18 protein-coding genes are annotated in these 19,224 nt (G+C 60.4%); 11 read left to right on the plus strand and 7 right to left on the minus strand.

From position 1 onward, the window contains the following. Positions 1-259: 259 nt before the first annotated feature. Both BK670_RS00715 and BK670_RS00720 read left to right on the plus strand, forming a co-directional pair. Complete coding sequence (locus BK670_RS00715) at positions 260-739, plus strand: Lrp/AsnC family transcriptional regulator (protein WP_007909658.1); 480 nt, start codon at positions 260-262, stop codon at positions 737-739. Positions 740-927: 188 nt separating this feature from the next. After that, positions 928-1,137, plus strand: a complete 210-nt coding sequence (locus tag BK670_RS00720; protein ID WP_003228500.1) for a DUF2788 domain-containing protein — start codon at positions 928-930, stop codon at positions 1,135-1,137. On the opposite strand, the gene BK670_RS00725 is transcribed toward BK670_RS00720, so the two are convergent. The 4 genes from BK670_RS00725 to BK670_RS00740 form a co-directional block, all read right to left on the minus strand. Continuing rightward, the gene (locus BK670_RS00725; RefSeq protein WP_123448235.1) at positions 1,132-1,767 is read right to left on the minus strand and encodes a pseudouridine synthase; all 636 of its coding nucleotides are present in this window, start codon (positions 1,765-1,767) and stop codon (positions 1,132-1,134) included. The two genes, BK670_RS00720 and BK670_RS00725, sit on opposite strands and share 6 nt — an antisense overlap. 72 nt (positions 1,768-1,839) lie before the next feature. Further along, positions 1,840-3,339, minus strand: a complete 1,500-nt coding sequence (amn, locus tag BK670_RS00730; protein WP_185036711.1) for an AMP nucleosidase — start codon at positions 3,337-3,339, stop codon at positions 1,840-1,842. A gap of 170 nt (positions 3,340-3,509) precedes the next feature. Next, a complete protein-coding gene (locus tag BK670_RS00735) occupies positions 3,510-5,159 on the minus strand; it encodes an acyl-CoA dehydrogenase family protein (protein ID WP_123448236.1) in 1,650 nt (549 codons plus the stop codon). Positions 5,160-5,254: 95 nt separating this feature from the next. Next, positions 5,255-7,609 (minus strand): hybrid sensor histidine kinase/response regulator, encoded by a 2,355-nt coding sequence (locus BK670_RS00740; RefSeq protein ID WP_123448237.1) that lies wholly within the window; start codon positions 7,607-7,609, stop codon positions 5,255-5,257. Between the two features lie 444 nt (positions 7,610-8,053). Here BK670_RS00740 and BK670_RS00745 point away from each other — a divergent pair, with 444 nt between their 5' ends. The 4 genes from BK670_RS00745 to BK670_RS00760 all read left to right on the plus strand — a co-directional run bounded on the left by BK670_RS00745 (position 8,054) and on the right by BK670_RS00760 (position 11,572). Next, positions 8,054-8,851, plus strand: a complete 798-nt coding sequence (locus BK670_RS00745) for a hydroxymethylpyrimidine/phosphomethylpyrimidine kinase (RefSeq protein WP_007909650.1) — start codon at positions 8,054-8,056, stop codon at positions 8,849-8,851. A gap of 18 nt (positions 8,852-8,869) precedes the next feature. Next, positions 8,870-9,493 (plus strand): thiamine phosphate synthase, encoded by a 624-nt coding sequence (gene thiE / locus BK670_RS00750; RefSeq protein ID WP_123448238.1) that lies wholly within the window; start codon positions 8,870-8,872, stop codon positions 9,491-9,493. 15 nt (positions 9,494-9,508) lie between these two features. Then, the gene (gene hemL, locus BK670_RS00755) at positions 9,509-10,792 is read left to right on the plus strand and encodes a glutamate-1-semialdehyde 2,1-aminomutase (RefSeq protein ID WP_123448239.1); all 1,284 of its coding nucleotides are present in this window, start codon (positions 9,509-9,511) and stop codon (positions 10,790-10,792) included. A gap of 225 nt (positions 10,793-11,017) precedes the next feature. Next, entirely contained in the window at positions 11,018-11,572 is a 555-nt protein-coding gene (locus BK670_RS00760; protein ID WP_003228518.1) for a tetratricopeptide repeat protein, read from the plus strand. Positions 11,573-11,738: 166 nt separating this feature from the next. Here the strand turns inward: BK670_RS00760 and BK670_RS00765 are convergent, their stop codons facing one another. Beyond that, positions 11,739-12,068, minus strand: a complete 330-nt coding sequence (locus BK670_RS00765) for a DUF1820 family protein (RefSeq protein ID WP_003185742.1) — start codon at positions 12,066-12,068, stop codon at positions 11,739-11,741. Between the two features lie 133 nt (positions 12,069-12,201). Between BK670_RS00765 and miaB the strand changes: the two genes are divergently transcribed. The 5 genes from miaB to lnt all read left to right on the plus strand — a co-directional run bounded on the left by miaB (position 12,202) and on the right by lnt (position 17,648). Beyond that, on the plus strand, positions 12,202-13,530 hold the full coding sequence (miaB, locus tag BK670_RS00770; RefSeq protein ID WP_123448240.1) for a tRNA (N6-isopentenyl adenosine(37)-C2)-methylthiotransferase MiaB: 1,329 nt from the start codon (positions 12,202-12,204) through the stop codon (positions 13,528-13,530). 246 nt (positions 13,531-13,776) lie between these two features. Then, positions 13,777-14,775: a PhoH family protein gene (locus tag BK670_RS00775; RefSeq protein ID WP_123448241.1), complete on the plus strand. Its 999-nt coding sequence runs from the start codon at positions 13,777-13,779 to the stop codon at positions 14,773-14,775. Beyond that, the gene (ybeY, locus tag BK670_RS00780) at positions 14,768-15,262 is read left to right on the plus strand and encodes an rRNA maturation RNase YbeY (protein ID WP_123448242.1); all 495 of its coding nucleotides are present in this window, start codon (positions 14,768-14,770) and stop codon (positions 15,260-15,262) included. Before BK670_RS00775 ends, ybeY begins: the two co-directional genes overlap by 8 nt. A gap of 5 nt (positions 15,263-15,267) precedes the next feature. Beyond that, a complete protein-coding gene (locus BK670_RS00785) occupies positions 15,268-16,107 on the plus strand; it encodes an HlyC/CorC family transporter (protein WP_007909641.1) in 840 nt (279 codons plus the stop codon). Between the two features lie 17 nt (positions 16,108-16,124). Continuing rightward, positions 16,125-17,648 carry an apolipoprotein N-acyltransferase gene (gene lnt, locus BK670_RS00790; RefSeq protein WP_123448243.1) on the plus strand — a complete coding sequence of 508 codons (1,524 nt, stop codon included), beginning with the start codon at positions 16,125-16,127 and terminating at the stop codon, positions 17,646-17,648. Positions 17,649-17,827: 179 nt separating this feature from the next. Here the strand turns inward: lnt and BK670_RS00795 are convergent, their stop codons facing one another. Together BK670_RS00795 and BK670_RS00800 are read right to left on the minus strand one after the other, a co-directional pair. Next, positions 17,828-18,589: a YdcF family protein gene (locus BK670_RS00795; protein ID WP_123448244.1), complete on the minus strand. Its 762-nt coding sequence runs from the start codon at positions 18,587-18,589 to the stop codon at positions 17,828-17,830. Between the two features lie 104 nt (positions 18,590-18,693). After that, entirely contained in the window at positions 18,694-19,017 is a 324-nt protein-coding gene (locus BK670_RS00800; RefSeq protein WP_123448245.1) for a hypothetical protein, read from the minus strand. Positions 19,018-19,224: the final 207 nt, after the last annotated feature.

The following is a 19,224-nucleotide window of genomic DNA, read 5'->3' on the forward strand; positions in this document are numbered from 1 at the left end:
TGACGTCGGCTCACCTCACGCCGTCTTCTGGACAGTGTGCAGCTCGGGGGCCGGCACAACCCCGGTGGGGGTGGCGGCCCCGGCGGGCCTGATAGGGCGGGCCGCTGTGGACTGTGTTACCGAGCAGTGATTCTGGTGATAAGAATAGGCCTGCGGCCGCGACAGATGATTGCGAATATTGCTCAAATAAACACCACTTGCGCAATTTTTAACCCTGGATAGATAATCTGCCGCAATAGTTACAACCAAGGACAGATTGATGAGCAAACTCGACCGTTACGACCTGAGTATTTTGGCGGAATTGCAGCGCGACGCCCGCATCTCCAACCAGGAGCTGGCCGAGCGCATCGGTCTGTCGCCCTCCCCCTGCTCACGCCGGGTCAAGCAGCTGGAAGACGACGGGTACATTTCGCGCCAGGTGGCGTTGCTTGATCGCAAGATGCTCGGGCTGAGCCTGACCGCGTATGTGCTGATCGGCATGGACCGGCACACGCCGGAGCGTTTCGAGAACTTCGAAGCGGCGATTCGTACGTTGCCGCAGGTGCTGGAGTGCAGTCTGGTGACGGGGGTGGATGCTGACTATCAGTTGAAAGTGGTGGTGCCGGACATGGATCACTATCAGAAGCTGTTGCTGGGGCACCTGACCCGAATTGAAGGGGTGACCAGTGTGCGCTCAAGCTTTGTGCTGAATCAGGTGTTGAACAGTACTGAACTGCCGCTGACTCATTTGCGTAGCTGAAATCGCCTTCGCGAGCAGGCTCGCTCCCACAGGGAATGCATTTCAAATGTGGGAGCGAGCCTGCTCGCGAAGGGGCCGGCACAGGCGAGCAATGACTGCGGCACACCGACGCAGATCAATGCCCCACCCCGCGCCCTTGGCGTATACTCGCCGCGCCCTTTTAGCCCCATGCGCGCCGGAGAGACCCAATGGATCCAGCAGTATTCGAAGAGTGGATGATGACCGGTCTGGTCAGCATCCTGATCATTTTCATGGGTTTCATCGTCTGGGATCTGGCGAAGAAGTCCAAGGCCGGGCGCTTTGGCTCGTTCATTCTGTTCTTCGTGCTGGGCCTGGGCGTGGCTGCGTTCATCATCAAGAGTGTGGTGATCGGCCTGATCGAGTCCGGCGCTCTATAAGCGCGCCGGCACTTCCTTCCACTGGCCCTGATCAAGCCCCTCGATCGACCAATCACCAATTTTCACCCGCACCAGACGCAACGTCGGCAGGCCGACCGCTGCGGTCATGCGCCGTACCTGACGATTACGTCCTTCGCGAATTACCAACTCCAGCCATGAAGTCGGCACAGTCATGCGAAAGCGTACCGGCGGATTGCGCGGCCACAACTCGGGTTCATCCAGTTGCCGTGCTTCGGCAGGCAGAGTCATGCCGTCGTTCAGTTCTACACCTTCGCGCAAGCGCTGCAGTTGCTCGGCCGTCGGCACGCCCTCGACCTGCACCCAATAAGTCTTCGCCAGTTTGTGTTTCGGATCGGCGATACGCGCCTGCAACTGCCCGTCGTTGGTCAGCAACAACAACCCTTCACTGTCGCGATCAAGGCGTCCAGCCGGATAGATGCCGGGCACATCGATGAAATCCTTGAGTGTCGCCCGCCCTTCGCCGTCGCTGAATTGCGTCAGCACATCGAACGGTTTGTTGAACAGGATCAGCTTCGGCTCGGCCGGTGGTGCCTTGGCAACACGGCGCGGGGAAGAAGACTGAGGCTTCGCACCAGGACGGCGAGAAGGAGGATGCGGCGGACGAGACATAAGAGAGCAGACATTTAGCGATCAGGGCTGACAATGCTAGTGCCCTGACCGCCAAATGGCCACGACTAACCGTTAGCGGAACGGCGGCTCGTCGAAGCTGCGCAGTTTGCGCGAGTGCAGCGAGTTGAGTTCGGTGCGCAGCAGGTCCACCGCTTCTATACCGATCTTCAAGTGCTGGCTGACCGCGCGCTCATAGAAGGCGTTGGCCGAACCCGGCAGCTTGATTTCACTGTGCAGCGGTTTGTCCGAGACGCAGAGCAACGTGCCGTACGGCACCCGCAAGCGATAGCCCTGCGCGGCGATCGTGCCACTTTCCATGTCCACCGCGACAGCGCGGGACAGGTTGATCAACGGCCGCTCCTGCGCCCAACGCAATTCCCAGTTACGGTCGTCGTAGGTCAGCACGGTGCCAGTGCGCAGGCGTTTTTTCAGGTCATCGCCCTTCTCGCCAGTGACGTTCGCCGCAGCCTGTTGCAGCGCCATTTGCACTTCGGCCAGCGCCGGGATCGGAATGTTCGGCGGCACCACGCGATCGAGAATACCGTCGCGACGCATGTAGGCGTGGGCCAGCACATAGTCGCCGATGGTCTGCGACTGACGCAGGCCGCCGCAGTGACCGATCATCAGCCAGCAATGCGGACGCAGCACCGCCAGGTGGTCGGTGATGTTCTTGGCGTTGGACGGGCCGACGCCGATATTCACCAAGGTCACGCCGTGGCCATCGCTGGCGATCAGGTGATAGGCCGGCATCTGGTAACGGTGCCAGACCACACCGGCAGCAATCGCCGACGCTTCACCGTGATCCATGCCCTTCTCGATGATCACGTTGCCCGGCAAGACCATGCGCACGAAACGCGGGTCTTTGCGCAACTGCTCCAGGCCATGGACGATGAACTGGTCGACGTAGCGGTGATAGTTGGTCAGCAGAATCCACGGCTGCACATGACGCCAGTCGCTGCCGGTGTAGTGCACCAGACGGCGCAGGGAGAAATCCACGCGCGCGGCGTCGAACAACGCCAGCGGCAGCGGATCGGTGTTTTCCCAATCGTAGAGGCCGTCGGCGATGCCATCGGTGGCGGCGGACAGGTCAGTACTCGGGAACACCCGCGCCAGCACGGCAGCGGTGACGCCTGAGCCGGCCAGTTCATCGCCCTGCTCGACCACGTACGGATAGGGAATGTTTTGCTGGCTGACGCCGACTTCCACAGTCACGGTGAAGTCGTGCATCAACGGCACAAGCTGTTCGAGCAGGTATTTGCGGAACGCCGCCGGGTGGGTGACGGTGACGCTGTACGTGCCCGGCAGTTGCACCTTGGCATAAGCGCGGGTGGTCTGCGGGACTTCGCCCTGGCAATGATAGGTCAGACGCAGTTCGGGATAACGAAACAGAGCACGCTGCGCAGCGTCGGGTTCGACGCGATCCTTGAGGTAACGCTTGAGCGCCGAGTTCAGCGCAGTGGTGGCCCGCTCATGCAGCTCGGCCAGACGGTCCACGGCTTGTTCGGCGGTTTGAACAACAATAAACGCTTCGGTCACGATCAGCTTCCTGTGTTCTGACTTGCAGAGCTTCATCTTGCCTGCATCGTGGCGTCACGGGAACAGTGGCATGTTGGCAACCGCACAATATATGGGCCACCCCAATCCTTGTAGGAGCTGCCGAAGGCTGCGATCTTTTGATCTTGCTGTTTATAAGATCAAAAGATCGCAGCCTTCGGCAGCTCCTACAGGAGATTTGTGTGGGGTCAGAGGATTTGTGGGGTTGAGCGGGCGACGATGGCTTCGACGTCCAGTCCGCGCGGCAACGCGCCGTACACGCGGCCGCCACCGCTCAGACGGCTGGCAATGAAGGCATCGCTGACGGCTGAATTCCCCGCCTCCAACAGAAGCCTGGCCTGCAAACCGAGCGCGATGTCTTCAGTCAGTTGGCGCGCGCGGTACTGAATATCGCTGGTGTCCTTGAACTGCGCCTGCAACTGCTGAATATGCGCGGCCAGGCGTTTGTCGCCATGCCCGTCACCGAGTTCGCTGAACAACACGTCCAGCACGCCCGGCTCTTTCGACAACGCCCGCAGCACGTCGAGGCACTGCACATTCCCCGAACCTTCCCACGTCGAGTTCACCGGCGCTTCGCGATACAAGCGCGGCAGAATACTGTCCTCGACATACCCGGCGCCGCCCATGCATTCCGCCGCTTCGTTGATCATCCCCGGCGCACGCTTGCATATCCAATACTTGCCCACCGCCGTCACCAACCGCGCAAATTGCGCTTCGTGGCGATCATCCAGATGATCCAGCGCCTTGCCCATGCGCAAGCTCAGGGCCAGCGCGGCTTCGCTTTCCAGGGCCAGATCGGCCAGCACGTTCTGCATCAATGGCTGTTCGCTGAGCAGTTTGCCGCCGACCTTGCGGTGTGCGCAGTGGTGGCTGGCCTGGGTCAGCGCCTGGCGCATCAGCGCGCTGGAACCGACCATGCAATCGAAACGAGTCATGGCGACCATTTCGATAATGGTCGGCACGCCGCGCCCTTCCTCACCCACCATCCACGCCAGCGCACCACGGAACTCCACTTCGCTGGAGGCGTTGGACTGGTTGCCGAGCTTGTTTTTCAGGCGCTGGATGTAGAACTGATTACGCGTGTCGTCCGGACGATGCCGTGGCAGCAGGAAGCAACTCAAGCCCTTGTCGGTCTGCGCCAGCGTAAGGAACGCATCGCACATCGGCGCCGAGCAAAACCACTTGTGCCCGACCAGTTCATAGGCCTGACCCGGGCCGCTGGCGCCCACCGGGTAAGCCTTGGTGGTGTTGGCGCGCACGTCGGTGCCGCCCTGTTTCTCGGTCATGGCCATGCCGATGGTCACGCCGGCCTTGTGCGCCATGCCGACGTTGCGCGGGTCGTATTCGCTGGCGAGGACTTTCGGTAGCCACTGCTCAGCGATGTTCGCCTGCAAACGCAGGGCCGGCACACTGGCGAAGGTCATGGTCAACGGGCAACCGCTGCCGGCTTCGGCCTGGCTGTGCAGATAGCTCATGGACGCGCGGGCGACGTGAGCACCGTCCTGCGGATGAGTCCATGGCATCGATGTCAGACCATGTTCAATCGCGGTGCGCATCAGTTCGTGATAAGCGGGATGAAATTCCACCAGATCGATGCGATGGCCGTAACGATCATGACTGGCGAACACCGGTTTGTTCTGGTTGGCGAGGAACCCGGCATCCATCAACGGCCCACCAGCGAGCGCACCGTAAGCATCGATCCGCGACTCCGCCCACCCGGCACCAAAGCGCCGCGACCACTCCTGCAACGGCAGGTCGATGCGGTACAGGTTGGTGCCGTCCAGCGACGGTGGCTGGTTGGTGACTTCGTGGGTTTCGGCGAACTGATGCAGGTTCATGAAGGTGCTCCTTGGTCATCCAGAAGGTCAGTTAAGCACCGCCCCAGGATCGATCAAAGTGTCATATCCGCCGAATTTGCGGCGCTTTTACCCTATCAGCAGCACAGCACCCGGCGCTCCAGCGCGGACTGCAATTCTTCGAATTTCACCGGTTTGTTCAAGTAATCGATAGGCGCGCCAGGCGTGCATAGGTCCCGTTCGGTGGCCAGCGCCAGCATAAACACCGGCAGATTCGCGCAGCCCGGCAATGCATGAATCTGGCAGCACAACGCTGCGCCCTCCTGAGCAGGTAACTGGCAATCGATGAGCACTGCATCGAAGGTTTCACGCTGCAAACAATCCAGTGCCGCCACGCCGTTGTCGGCGGTGCGCACGCGAAAGCCGAGCTTGAGCAACATCCCGCGCATCACCAGTTGGTTGACGCTGTTGTCGTCTACCAGCAACACCGTGCAGTCGTGCGCCGCACGTACACAATCGTGCGAAGGCGCGGCGATCGGCGCAGATTCAACCGCCGGCAGTTCAAACTCAACGTCCAGTTGAAAACGGCTGCCCCGCCCGGGTTCGGAGCGATGAGTAAGCTTGCCGCCAAGCAGCTCGACCAACTGTCGGCAGATCGCCAGCCCCACGCCCAGTCCGCCGTATTCGCGGGTCATCGAACCGTCGAGCTGGAAGAAGCGCTGGTACATCGTCGCCTCGCCCAGATCGGTAAAACCGATGCCGGTGTCGATCACTGCAAACGACAGGGCCAAGCGATTGTCCGTCGACGGTTTGCCGGTCACGCGCAGCGCCAGACCACCGACGCGGGTGAACTTGATCGCGTTGTCCAGCAGGCACTCCAGGCATTGCGCGAGTTTGGCGCTGTCGCCGTGCAAGCGATCCGGCAGGGTCGGCAGCACCTCGACTTTGAAGTCCAGCGACTTGCTCGCCGCGTTGCCGTCGAACTGCACCCGTAGCGCTTCGACCACCGCACGCAGGCTGAAGCTGCCCGGCGAGGCCTTGAGCTTGCCGGCCTGCAATTCGGTGAGGGTGAGGATGCCGTTGACCATGCGCATCATGTCCCGCGCGGAACCGGCGGCGGTCTGCTGGTATTGCTCGAGCTCCGGATCCAGCTCGACGGTCTGCATCAGTTCCAGCGAACCGATCACACCGTTCATCGGCGTGCGCAATTCGTGGGTCAGGGTCGCGAGGAACTCGTCCTTGAGTTTGTTGCTGTGGGCCAGTTGCTGGTTGAGCACTTCGAGTTTCTGCCCGGCGTCGTACAACGTCTGCGCCTGTTGCTCACGCATCGCGTTGATCCGGTCCGCCAGTGCCAGCGACAGCAGCGCCACTTCGATGGCGGAGCCGATCTGGCTGGCATACATGGTCAGGAACACGTTGGGTAACAGGCCGAGCACCATCAGCGTATTGACGATGCCGCCAAGCAGAAAGGCCGACCAGGCAATGATGAAATAACGCGCCACTCGCAAGCCGCGCCACCAGGCCAGAATCCCGGCGGCGAAAATCACCACGGTGAAGGTCAGCGCCAGTATCGTCGCCAGGCGCAGCGACAACGCGTAACTGGTCATCAGCGACAAACCAACCACCAGCGCACCGAACGCGATCAATGCAATCAGCAAGCGATCGAGCCAGCAGCTATGGTTTTTGGTCTGCAGGAAACTGCGGGCGAACTGACTGCCGAACAGCCCCGCACAGCCGATGAAGAACGGCGTGGCGGCGTTAGCCCACCACGGATTGTCCGGCCAGAAATACTCCACCGCTGCACCGTTCACCGACAGTTGATAGAGGCCGAACGAGGCAATGTAGAAGATGTAATAGAGGTAACTGGTGTCGCGCACGCTCAAGTAGATGAACAGGTTGTAGACCAGCATCCCCAGCAGCACGCCATAAATGATGCCCAGCACATACAGGCGCACCGGCTGGTCTTCGAGGTACGCGGTGCTTGACCATAACGTCACCGGTGCCTGAATCGAGCCTTCACTGGCCAGTCGCAGGTACACGGTTTGCTGTTGATCCGGTTTGAATGAAAGGTCGAACAAATAGTTGTTCTGGCGAATCTCGCGACTGGCGAACGGCAAGGCATCGCCGGTTTGCCGGACGAGGCGGTAGTTGCCACTGGCGTCAGGCAGATAGAGGTCGAGATGGTCGAGCGGGGGATACGCCAGCTCCAGCAACCAGGTGCGCTGGGCGTCGGGATTGCTCGGACGATAATGCAGGTCGATCTTCAGCCAGAACGCCGAGCGCGAGTAACCGGCATTGAGCGTGGCTTTGTCGTGGGCTTTGAAATTACCGGCAGCGGCTTGCGCGCGAATATCGGCAATGCTCGCCTGACCGCTCGGGTCTTCGAACACTTGCAGCGACCGGCCCAGAGGGAGGCTCTGGGTAAATTCGTCGAATTCGACGGCGCTCGCCATGAGGGGCAAGCAGAACAACAACATCAGCAAATAGCGCATTGAAGCCCCAGCGTGGCTCGTCCGGTTGTGTCAGGAAGCCCCCCCATTCCCTTTGAGTAGACGTAAAACCGGTATTACCTGTTATTGGTTTGGATCCAGACTAGCATAGCCGTTGATGGCCATTGAGCACCATTGAAATTTTTCCTACAAAGGCTCTAGAACGGGCGTTCCAGAGCAAAGCAGCGGGCTAGAGCTGTTGGGTTGGTCAGGTTACGCGAAGCAAACTGCTCTTGTGGCGAGGGAGCTTGCTCCTGCTCGGCTGCGCAGCAGTCGTAAAATCCGGCGACGCGATAAATCATTGGGGCCGCTTCGCAGCCCATCGGGAGCAAGCTCCCTCACCACAAATGCGTTCCAACTGATGGCTGCAGTGTTGTCGGACAATCTATTGGCGAACGCTGACAGGACTGAACCCGAAAATCAGCTTTGGTGGTAAGCTCGCGCACCATGAATATCTACAGCTCCCGCCCCGTTGTCCTCTGTCTCTCCGGCCACGACCCCAGTGGTGGCGCCGGCTTGCAGGCAGATATCGAAGCCTTGCTCGCGCAGGGTTGCCATGCGGCTCCGGCCGTCACCGCCCTGACCGTGCAAGACACCGTCAACGTCACTGACTTCCGCGTCCTCGACCGTGAGTGGGTGTTGGCTCAAGCCAATGCCGTGCTCAACGACTCCGAAGTCGCAGCGGTCAAACTGGGCATGCTCGGTTCGCTGGAAATGGTCGACACCGTTGTCGAACTGCTCTCGGCGCACCCGCACTTGCCAGTGGTCTGCGACCCGGTGCTGCGTGCCGGCGGTGGTGGACGCCTGGGCAAGGACGAGGTCGGCTATGCGATGCGCGAGCGTCTGCTGCCGCTATCGATCATTGCCACCCCTAACCTTCCTGAGGCGCGCATCCTCGCCGAACTGCCGGAAGGCACCGCCGACGAGTGCGCTGAAAAACTCCTGCCGTTCGTCAAAAACCTGCTGATCACCGGCGGCCACGGCGACGAAACTGAAATTCATAATCGCGTGTATAGCCGCGACGGCCTGCGTGAAACCTTTATCTGCCAGCGTCTGCCGGGCAGTTATCATGGCTCCGGCTGCACACTGGCCAGCGCTTTGGCCGGTCGTCTGGCTCAGGGCGAACACCTGGCCAGCGCCGTGCGCAGTGCACTGGATTACACTTGGCGCACCCTGCGCGATGCCGAACAACTGGGCAAAGGCCAGTTCGTCCCGCGTCGCCTGCCGCTGGATTTCTGCTCGTAACGTCGTGAGGTCTGCCTGATGAAACTACGTGGCCTGTATGCCATTACCGACAGCCAATTGCTGGCCGGCAAGTTTCTGTCGTACGTGGAGGCGGCGCTGGAAGGCGGCGTCACCCTGCTGCAATATCGCGACAAAAGCAGTGACGAGGCCCGCCGTCTGCGCGAGGCCGAAGCGCTGCGCGATCTGTGCGAGCGCTACAAGACGCAGTTGATCATCAATGATGACGCTGAATTGGCCGCGCGCCTCAACGTCGGCGTGCACCTCGGCCAGACCGACGGCCCACTGTCGCCGACCCGCGCCCTGCTCGGTTCGAAAGCGATCATCGGTTCGACCTGCCACGCGCAAATTGCGCTGGCCGAACAAGCGGCCAAAGAGGGCGCGAGCTATGTCGCCTTCGGCCGCTTCTTCAATTCCAACACCAAGCCCGGCGCGCCGACCTGCAGCCTTGATCTGCTGGACGAGGCCAAACGCACGCTGCACCTGCCGATCTGCGCGATTGGCGGCATCACCCTCGACAACGCTGCCCCGCTGGTGGCCCATGGGGTCGACCTGCTCGCTGTGGTCCACGGCCTGTTTGGTGCCGAGAGCACCGCCGAAGTGACCCGCCGCGCCCGCGCGTTCAATGAATTACTGAAAATCTGATTTGAGAGCCCGATCATGTCTCGTTCCGAAACGCTGTTTGCCAATGCCCAGAAACACATTCCCGGAGGCGTGAACTCGCCGGTTCGCGCGTTCAAAAGCGTGGGCGGCACACCGCTGTTCTTCAAGCACGCTGAAGGCGCTTACGTCACCGACGAAGACGACAAGCGTTATGTCGATTACGTAGGTTCGTGGGGCCCGATGATCCTCGGCCACAGTCACCCGGACGTGCTCGACGCGGTGCGCAATCAGTTGCAACACGGCCTGTCGTACGGCGCGCCAACCGCGATGGAAACCGAGATGGCCGACCTGGTCTGCTCGCTGGTGCCATCGATGGACATGGTGCGCATGGTCAGCTCCGGCACCGAAGCGACCATGAGTGCAATCCGTCTGGCCCGTGGTTATACCGGCCGCGACAGCATCATCAAATTCGAAGGCTGCTACCACGGTCACTCCGACAGCCTGCTGGTCAAGGCCGGTTCCGGCGCATTGACCCAAGGCGTGCCGAGCTCGGCTGGTGTGCCAGCGGCATTCGCCAAACACACCCTGACCCTGCCGTTCAACGATATCGACGCGGTTGAGAAGATGCTCGCCGAAGTCGGTCAGGACGTAGCGTGCATTATTGTTGAGCCGGTTGCCGGCAACATGAACTGCGTGCCACCGGCACCAGGTTTCCTCGAAGGCCTGCGTTCGCTGTGCGACAAGCATGGCGTGGTGCTGATTTTCGACGAAGTGATGACCGGTTTCCGCGTCGCCCTCGGCGGTGCTCAGGCGTACTACGGCGTCAATCCTGACCTGACCACCTTCGGCAAGATCATCGGCGGCGGCATGCCGGTCGGTTGCTTCGGCGGCAAGCGTGAAATCATGGAGCGCATCGCGCCGCTGGGCCCGGTGTATCAGGCCGGCACCTTGTCGGGTAACCCGCTGGCGATGGCCGCCGGTCTGACCACTCTGCGCCTGATCAGCCGTCCGGGCTTCCACGCCGAACTGACCGACTACACCACGCGTCTGCTCGACGGCCTGCAACAGCGCGCCGATGCCGCTGGCATTCCGTTCGTGACCACCCAGGCTGGCGGCATGTTCGGTCTGTACTTCAGCGGCGCCGACGACATCGTCACCTTTGAAGACGTGATGGCTAGCGACGCTGCACTGTTCGGTCGCTTCTTCCACCTGATGCTGGAAGGTGGCGTATACCTGGCACCGAGCGCCTTCGAAGCCGGTTTCACCTCGATCGCTCATGGCGAAGCCGAGTTGCAACTGACCCTGGACGCTGCCGAGCGCGCCTTCGCCGCACTGAAATAATCGCCGCACCGCTGACGTTGGCTATCGCCAGCGTCAGCTTTCACCTACACCCACGCCGTTTTTCCAACCCTCCTGCTAAAAATCTCCCCTAAAGTGGGCGATATATTCCCCGCGCAGCAGAAAAACGAGTAAAGACTTTGTAAGGTTGGCCCTGCTTATTTCATAATGCGCGCTTATTGGATCCCTCGATGGGTCCGCGTGCCCTTCAGAGGTAAGTCGATTCCCATGAACCGCACCGGCCGCACCCTTGCCTTGGGCTGCCTGTTGCTCCTTCAGCCCCTGCTCGCGCATGCACAAGCAGGCGGCAACTCGTTGTTGATCCCGGCGATGGGTCGTTGCACCCTCAATACTCAGCCGCAAGACGTCACGCAGGCATTGGCCGCCTGCCAGAAAGCGGCGGACGAAGGGGATGCACAAGCGCAATACGAGTTGGGTGAGTTCTACTACGACGGCAAGAATGCGCCGCGCGACCTCAATCAAGCCCTGAGCTATTTCGAAAAAGCCTCGTTGCAAGGCCACGCTCAGGCGCAATTCAAACTCGGCACCATGTTCTTCCACGGTGAAGGCGTGCAGGCCAACAACATTCAGGCCTATATCGTGTTGAAGATGGCTGCGGTCAACGGCGCTGAAGATGCGCTGGACACGGCCGATGAAGTCTCCGAAAAAATGTCCCGCGAAGACCTCGAAACCGCGACTCAGGTGCTCGGGCAAATTTTCCGTAAATACCTGATGGAACTGCAGAGTGCCGATGGGCGTACGCCGTTCTCGCCATTGCCTTAAGGGCCTTTGTGGCGAGGGAGCTTGCTCCCGCTGGGGTGCGAAGCAGCCCTAAACGCTGCAATCGCGATCTGCCTGACACACTGCATTTCTCTGGTTTTACGACTGCTGCGCAGCCGAGCGGGAGCAAGCTCCCTCGCCACAAATCATTTCAAATCCAGATCAGGTTTTACTTCTCAGGCATCGGCATCGGAAACGGCATCACATTGCCGACCGCACCACGGGCTTCGCTGATTTTCGGGGTGCCCAGACGTTCCACCTCGTCGATGCGCACAATCGAATGCATCGGCACAAAGCTGCGCACCACGCCTTCGAACTGCGCCTTGAGCTTTTCTTCGCTCGGATCGACGACCACTTGCGTGCGCTCGCCAAAGACGAACTCTTCCACTTCCAGAAAACCCCACAGATCACTTTGATAGATCTGCTTGGCGTACATTTCGAACACCTGGCCCTGGTTGAGGAAAATCACCTTATAGATTGGAGCTTCGCGTTTGGTCATGGCGGGGGGATAACATCGGGGATAAAAATGAGGGCGCAAACTATAGCATAGCCACCGGACGCACAGCGGTAGGAACCTGAGGGCTTGTTCCCTATAATGCGCGGTTCTTCGAATCACGTGACGAACCTACTCCATGGCCAAGAAGCTTTACATCGAAACCCACGGTTGCCAGATGAACGAGTACGACAGCTCGCGCATGGTCGATCTGCTGGGCGAACATCAGGCCCTGGAAGTCACCGCGCGCGCGGAAGACGCCGACGTGATTCTGCTCAACACCTGCTCGATCCGCGAACGCGCCCAGGACCGGGTGTACTCGCAGCTCGGCCGCTGGCGCGAACTGAAACTGGCCAACCCGGACATGGTCATCGCCGTCGGCGGTTGCGTGGCCAGCCAGGAAGGCGCGGCGATCCGTGATCGCGCGCCGTACGTCGACGTCGTGTTCGGCCCGCAAACCCTCCACCGTCTGCCGGAAATGATCGACGCCGCGCGCATCAGCAAGCTGCCGCAGGTCGACGTGTCGTTCCCGGAAATCGAAAAATTCGACCATTTGCCCGAGCCGCGCATCGACGGCCCGAGTGCTTACGTATCGGTGATGGAAGGTTGCAGTAAGTACTGCACGTTCTGCGTGGTGCCTTACACCCGTGGCGAAGAAGTCAGCCGGCCGTTCGACGACGTGATCGCCGAGATCATCCACCTCGCCGAAAACGGTGTGCGTGAAGTCACCCTGCTGGGGCAGAACGTCAACGGCTATCGCGGCACCACCCATGATGGCCGCCTGGCCGATCTCGCCGAGCTGATCCGTGTGGTCGCTGCCGTCGATGGCATCGACCGCATCCGCTACACCACCTCGCACCCGCTGGAGTTTTCCGACAGCCTGATCCAGGCCCACGCCGAGGTACCGGAACTGGTGAAACATCTGCACTTGCCGGTGCAGTCGGGCTCCGACCGGATTCTCGCGGCGATGAAGCGCAACCACACGGCGCTGGAGTACAAATCCAAGCTGCGCAAACTGCGTGCGGCAGTGCCGGGCATCTGCATCAGTTCGGACTTCATCGTCGGCTTCCCCGGCGAGACCGAGAAAGACTTCGAACAGACCATGAAGCTGATTGCCGATGTCGGCTTCGACTTCTCCTACTCGTTCGTCTACAGCCAGCGCCCCGGCACGCCGGCGGCCGATCTGGCCGACGACACCCCGGAGGAGTTGAAGAAAGAACGCCTGAACGCCTTGCAACACCGCTTGAATCAGCAAGGCTTCGAAATCAGCCGACAAATGGTCGGTTCGATCCAGCGCATTCTGGTGACCGATTACTCGAAGAAAGACCCGGGCGAGCTGCAAGGGCGCACCGAGAATAATCGTATCGTCAACTTCCGCTGCGACAATCCAACCCTGATCGGCCAGTTCGCCGACGTTCACATTGATGCGGCACAACCGCACTCGCTGCGTGGCTCTTTAATTCAGTAACGCCAGTCGCAGATACCTTGTGGCGAGGGAGCTTGCTCCCGCTGGACTGCGCAGCAGGCCCAAAACAGGCACCCCAATCATCCAGAAAGATTAGGGTTGCCTGGCTTGGGAGCGCTTCGCACTCCCGCGGGAGCAAGCTCCCTCGCCACAGTTATCCAGTAAGACTGTTTTAAGAGCTTTCGCACCCAGGCCTCTGGCGTTATCCTTGATTTCATCTCAATTGCCCCAGGGCGGCTAAATACGACCTTGAACGCACCCATAGAACCACATCGTTTTATCCTCGAGCCTTTTGAGGCTCGCCGCTTCGCCAATCTGTGCGGGCAATTCGACGAGCATTTGCGCTTGATCGAACAGCGCCTGACCATCGAGATCCGCAACCGCGGAAACCAGTTCGAGTTGATCGGCGACCCCAAGCACACCACGTCTGCGGAAAACCTGCTGCGCCGCCTGTACCGCGAAACCAAGGGTACCGAGCTGTCGCCAGACTTGGTGCACCTGTTCCTGCAGGAATCGGCCGTGGTCGAGCTGGACAATCACGCCCCTGCCGAAGCGTCCGTCGCCCTGCGCACCAAGAAAGGCATGATTCGCCCACGCGGCTTGAATCAACTGCGCTATGTGAAGGAAATCCTCGGCAACGACATCAACTTCGGCATCGGCCCGGCCGGTACCGGCAAGACCTATCTGGCCGTGGCCTGCGCTGTCGATGCTCTGGAGCGCGAGCAGATCCGCCGCATCCTGCTGGTGCGTCCGGCGGTCGAGGCGGGTGAAAAACTCGGTTTCCTGCCCGGCGACCTGTCGCAGAAGATCGACCCGTACCTGCGCCCGCTTTACGACGCACTCTACGAGATGCTCGGCTTCGAATACGTGGCCAAACTGATCGAGCGCCAGGTGATCGAAGTTGCGCCGCTGGCTTACATGCGCGGCCGCACGCTGAACAACAGCTTCATCATTCTCGACGAAAGCCAGAACACCACCGTCGAACAGATGAAAATGTTCCTGACCCGGATCGGCTTCGGCTCCACCGCAGTCATCACCGGTGACATCACTCAGGTCGACCTGCCGCGTGGCACCAAGTCCGGCCTGCACCATGTGATCGAAGTGCTCAAAGACGTGCCGGGCATCAGCTTCACGCACTTCCAGCCTAAAGACGTCGTGCGCCATCCTTTGGTACAGCGGATCGTCGAGGCCTACGAGCGCTTCGAAAACCGTGACGAAGCACCCAAGGAAAACTCGCGCGATGCTTGAGCTGGATCTGCAAATCGCTACCGAAGCGAGCGCCCCGAGTGAAGCCGACTTCCGCCAATGGTGCGAACTGGCCCTGCGTCAGCGCACCGCCGATTCGGAAATGACCATTCGTCTGGTCGACGAGGAAGAAGGCCGCGAGCTCAATCACACCTGGCGCCACAAGGATTACGCGACCAACGTCCTGTCGTTCCCGGCGGAAGTGCCGGACGAGTTTCTCGACATCCCATTGCTGGGCGATCTGGTTATCTGCGTGGCCGTGGTCGAGCGCGAAGCCGCCGAACAAGGCAAGGAACTAAAGGCCCACTGGGCACATCTGGTCATTCACGGCTGCTTGCATCTGCTTGGTTACGACCATATAGATGACGAAGAAGCCGAAGAAATGGAAGCACTGGAACGCGAGTTGCTTGCTGAACTGGGCTATCCCGATCCGTACGCGGACGACGAACCCGAAACATCCCCTATCGTTACAACAAAGGATTCAGAGTAATCGCTATGAGCGAAGATCGATCGAGCAACGGGCAGAAGTCATGGCTGGGTAAACTGACCCAGGCTTTTGCCCACGAGCCGAAGAACCGCCAGGAGCTGCTAGAGCTGCTGCGTGATGCACATCAGAACAAACTGCTGGACAGCGAAGCGCTGGCCATCGTCGAAGGCGCCATTCAGGTGGCTGACCTGCAAGTACGCGACATCATGGTGCCGCGTTCGCAGATGATCAGCATCAAGGCGACCCAGACACCCCGTGAATTCCTCCCGGCCGTGGTCGACTCGGCCCACTCGCGCTATCCGGTGATCGGCGAAAGCCATGACGACGTGATGGGCGTGCTGCTGGCCAAGGACCTGCTGCCGCTGATCCTCAAGGAAAACGGCGACAGCTTCAACATCAAGGATCTGCTACGCCCGGCCACCTTCGTGCCGGAGTCCAAGCGCCTGAACGTGTTGCTGCGTGAATTCCGCGCCAACCACAACCACATGGCCATCGTCATTGACGAATACGGCGGCGTGGCCGGTCTGGTGACCATCGAAGACGTGCTGGAACAGATCGTCGGCGACATCGAAGACGAGCACGACGTCGAAGAAGACAGCTACATCAAGCCGCTGCCCAGCGGTGACTTCCTGATCAAGGCCCTGACGCCGATCGAGAACTTCAACGAGTTCTTCGACAGCGAATTCTCCGATGACGAGTTCGACACCGTCGGCGGCCTGGTGATGAGCGCGTTCGGGCACTTGCCAAAACGTAACGAAATCACTGAAATCGGCGCCTATCGCTTCCGCATCCTGAACGCCGACAGCCGTCGGATTCATTTGCTGCGACTGACCCCTATCGCCCGGTAAGAAATCTAAGGACTGAAATGCGCTGGACAACCCGTCCCGGCTGGCCCGGTAACCTGCTGGCCGTGGCGGCCGGTGCAATCACCACGTTCGCTCTGGCACCGTTCAACATCTGGCCGCTGGCCTTGCTGGCGGTCGGTTTGTTCTATGCCGGTTTGCGCGAGCTGAGCCCGCGTCAAGCGCTGGGCCGTGGCTGGTGCTTCGGTTTTGGCCTGTTTGGCGCCGGCACCAGCTGGATCTATTACAGCATCCACCATTTCGGCGGCGCTTCGGTGCTGTTGGCCGGGTTCCTGATGCTGCTGTTTACCGCAGCGATCGCGTTTTTCTTCGCCCTGCCCGCGTGGGTCTGGGCGCGCTGGTTGCGCCGCAACGAGGCTCCGCTGGCCGATGCCTTGGCATTTGCTGCGTTGTGGGTCGGTCAGGAGGCCTTTCGCGGCTGGTTCCTCACCGGGTTCCCGTGGCTCTACTCCGGTTACAGCCAACTCGACGGCCCGTTGTCTGGGCTCGCACCGGTCGGCGGCATGTGGCTGGTGTCTTTCGTTCTGGCGTTGACTGCGGCGCTGATTTACAACGCGCCGCGTCTGCTGCAAACCGGCCGCAAAGGCTTTATCGCTGCTGGCCTGGTGCTGTTGGTTGGGCCATGGGTCGCCGGCATTGCGCTCAAAGGTCATGCCTGGACCAGCCCGTCCGGCGCACCACTGAGCGTTGCCGCGATTCAGGGCAACGTCGCACAAAGCATGAAATGGGACCCGGCCGAACTCAATGCGCAGTTGGCCCTGTACCGCGACCTGAGTTTCCGCTCGAAACCGGTGGATCTGCTGATCTGGCCGGAGACCGCCGTGCCGGTATTGAAGGAGTCCGCAGAGGGCTACCTGAACATGATGGGCACCTTCGCCGCCGAGCGTAAATCGGCGCTGATCACTGGCGTACCGATCCGCGAAACCGTTCGCCATGAAAAACGCTTCTTCAACGGCATCACCGTGGTCGGCGAAGGCGATGGCACATACCTGAAGCAGAAACTGGTGCCCTTCGGCGAATACGTGCCGTTGCAGGATGTACTGCGCGGGCTGATCGCGTTCTTCGACCTGCCGATGTCCGACTTTGCCCGTGGCCCGGCCGATCAGGCGTTGTTGCAGGCCAAGGGGTATCAAATCGCACCGTTTATCTGCTACGAAGTGGTCTATCCGGAATTTGCCGCCAGCCTGTCAGCGCGCAGTGATCTGCTGCTGACGATCAGCAACGACACCTGGTTCGGCACTTCGATTGGCCCGCTGCAGCATTTGCAGATGGCACAGATGCGTGCACTGGAGGCCGGACGCTGGATGATCCGCGCGACCAACAACGGCGTGACCGGCCTGATCAACCCGTTCGGGCAGATCACCGAGCAGATTCCGCAGTTTGAACAGGGCATTCTGTACGGTGAAGTGGTGCCGATGCACAACCTGACGCCGTACCTGCAATGGCGTTCGTGGCCATTGATCATCGTGTGCTTGCTGTTGTTTGGCTGGGCACTGATGGCCAGCCGGATGTCGAAAACCCTCTAAGGGTTGGTCACTGACCTGTGGCGAGGGAGCTTGCTCCCGCTCGACTGCGCAGCAGTCGTAAAACCTGCAAACGCGATCTGCCAGACAGAATGCGCTTACAGGGTTTGGGTCCGCTGCGCAGACCAGCGGGAGCAAGCTCCCTCGCCACAACAGCCCTCTGCATTCAGACGGTCTGTGTGTCAGCGGTAAAACAGCGAATACCCCACCTGCCCCACCGCTTCGTTCAGCAATTGCCCGCTCTGCCAGATCGACTTGAACTCCGGCAGCCAGCCACCAAACGGCCTGGCGTTATCGGTACCGAGAAACCCGACCGGCGCTGGCACTACTTCAAATCCCGCCTGCTGAAAACTCCACACCGATCGCGGCATGTGCCAGGCCTGTGTCACGATTACCACACGCTTGATCCCCTGCGGCAGCAGGATATCGGCGGTGAACTTCGCGTTTTCCCACGTAGTGCGGCTCTGACCTTCCTGCCAACGCACCGTCACGCCAAAGTCGTCGTGCAGCGAATCCGCCATCAACTTCGCCTCGGTCGGCGGCGTACCGTAATGCAAGCCACCCGTGGTCAGAACCGGCAACCCGGACGCTTTGGCCAGTCGCGCGGCATAACGCTGACGCTCAAGCCCCACACCGGTCGGCTGATCCTCGCCCCAGGCCAGATCACCGCGTTCACGACCGGAGCCGAGCACCACAATCGCATCAGCGCGTTGCGCCAGCGTTGCCCACTCTCCACGAGCCAGCGGCGGTTCGCGCTCCAGCGCTTTGGCGCCCCACTGCACGACCACCGGCAGGCTCATCAACCACATTCCGCCAAAGCCGATGGCGAAACACACGCCAGCCAGGCGCGGCCGTGAACGGCGCAGCCACCATGCGGCCAGCAACAGCAGCAAAAGGATGCCGGGCGGCAATAAAAGTTGTTTGATGAAATAACGAAAAGGCATCGGGCATCTCCACAGATGCCCGAAGCCTAAAAGTGTTAATAAAGCGTTACAACCAATAGGTGGGATCCTGTTGAAAAAGATCCGGTTCTTGACCTGCCATGCGCTTACTTGGCCTGCACAGAGCGAACCTTGACGGTGTCTCTGCCGGGCGCCTTGTCCTTGAGCCAGATGACCTTGGCCGAATGTGCTGCATCGAGCTGCTTCACTGCCTGTGACAAGCATCCGTGCGTTTCACGTTCACTGCGATCCAGATAGGCCTTGACCAGTTTGAACTCGGCGGGGCTCAAGCCACGCAATTCCAGTTCCAGGGGGCGCTCGTCGCGCAGCCGGTCAGCGGTTTTTACAGCGTCCAGGGCCACACCCAGACGATCGATCAACCTCTCGTACAACTCGGGTTTCGTCACTTTTTTTTGCCGTTGCTCCACCATCCCTCACCTCATTGAAGATAAGACTCACTCCCCAGTTAGAGCTTAGCTTCGCTGCACAAACCGGCTGCACGCCGCGACCAACGGCCCTCGCCACAGATTTACCGGGACAAACAGCTGTAATCAGGGTTTCCCTAGGCCGAGCGCGGTCATGTATGCTACGGCGCTTCCTGTAATTCCACTTCCAGCTCGTCCGGGCCAACCCCGGCA

It is taken from the genome of Pseudomonas fluorescens (genome assembly GCF_003732425.1).
Lineage (GTDB): Bacteria > Pseudomonadota > Gammaproteobacteria > Pseudomonadales > Pseudomonadaceae > Aquipseudomonas > Aquipseudomonas fluorescens_BE.

Excerpts from the sequence above, each read along its gene's own strand:
- BK670_RS00715 (WP_007909658.1), top strand. The coding sequence starts at position 260 with ATGAGCAAACTCGACCGTTACGACCTGAGTATTTTGGCGGAATTGCAG.
- BK670_RS00720 (WP_003228500.1), top strand. The coding sequence starts at position 928 with ATGGATCCAGCAGTATTCGAAGAGTGGATGATGACCGGTCTGGTCAGC.
- BK670_RS00725 (WP_123448235.1), bottom strand. The coding sequence starts at position 1,767 with ATGTCTCGTCCGCCGCATCCTCCTTCTCGCCGTCCTGGTGCGAAGCCT.
- amn (WP_185036711.1), bottom strand. The coding sequence starts at position 3,339 with ATGAAGCTCTGCAAGTCAGAACACAGGAAGCTGATCGTGACCGAAGCG.
- BK670_RS00735 (WP_123448236.1), bottom strand. The coding sequence starts at position 5,159 with ATGAACCTGCATCAGTTCGCCGAAACCCACGAAGTCACCAACCAGCCA.
- BK670_RS00740 (WP_123448237.1), bottom strand. The coding sequence starts at position 7,609 with ATGCGCTATTTGCTGATGTTGTTGTTCTGCTTGCCCCTCATGGCGAGC.
- BK670_RS00745 (WP_007909650.1), top strand. The coding sequence starts at position 8,054 with ATGAATATCTACAGCTCCCGCCCCGTTGTCCTCTGTCTCTCCGGCCAC.
- thiE (WP_123448238.1), top strand. The coding sequence starts at position 8,870 with ATGAAACTACGTGGCCTGTATGCCATTACCGACAGCCAATTGCTGGCC.
- hemL (WP_123448239.1), top strand. The coding sequence starts at position 9,509 with ATGTCTCGTTCCGAAACGCTGTTTGCCAATGCCCAGAAACACATTCCC.
- BK670_RS00760 (WP_003228518.1), top strand. The coding sequence starts at position 11,018 with ATGAACCGCACCGGCCGCACCCTTGCCTTGGGCTGCCTGTTGCTCCTT.
- BK670_RS00765 (WP_003185742.1), bottom strand. The coding sequence starts at position 12,068 with ATGACCAAACGCGAAGCTCCAATCTATAAGGTGATTTTCCTCAACCAG.
- miaB (WP_123448240.1), top strand. The coding sequence starts at position 12,202 with ATGGCCAAGAAGCTTTACATCGAAACCCACGGTTGCCAGATGAACGAG.
- ybeY (WP_123448242.1), top strand. The coding sequence starts at position 14,768 with ATGCTTGAGCTGGATCTGCAAATCGCTACCGAAGCGAGCGCCCCGAGT.
- BK670_RS00785 (WP_007909641.1), top strand. The coding sequence starts at position 15,268 with ATGAGCGAAGATCGATCGAGCAACGGGCAGAAGTCATGGCTGGGTAAA.
- lnt (WP_123448243.1), top strand. The coding sequence starts at position 16,125 with ATGCGCTGGACAACCCGTCCCGGCTGGCCCGGTAACCTGCTGGCCGTG.
- BK670_RS00795 (WP_123448244.1), bottom strand. The coding sequence starts at position 18,589 with ATGCCTTTTCGTTATTTCATCAAACAACTTTTATTGCCGCCCGGCATC.
- BK670_RS00800 (WP_123448245.1), bottom strand. The coding sequence starts at position 19,017 with ATGGTGGAGCAACGGCAAAAAAAAGTGACGAAACCCGAGTTGTACGAG.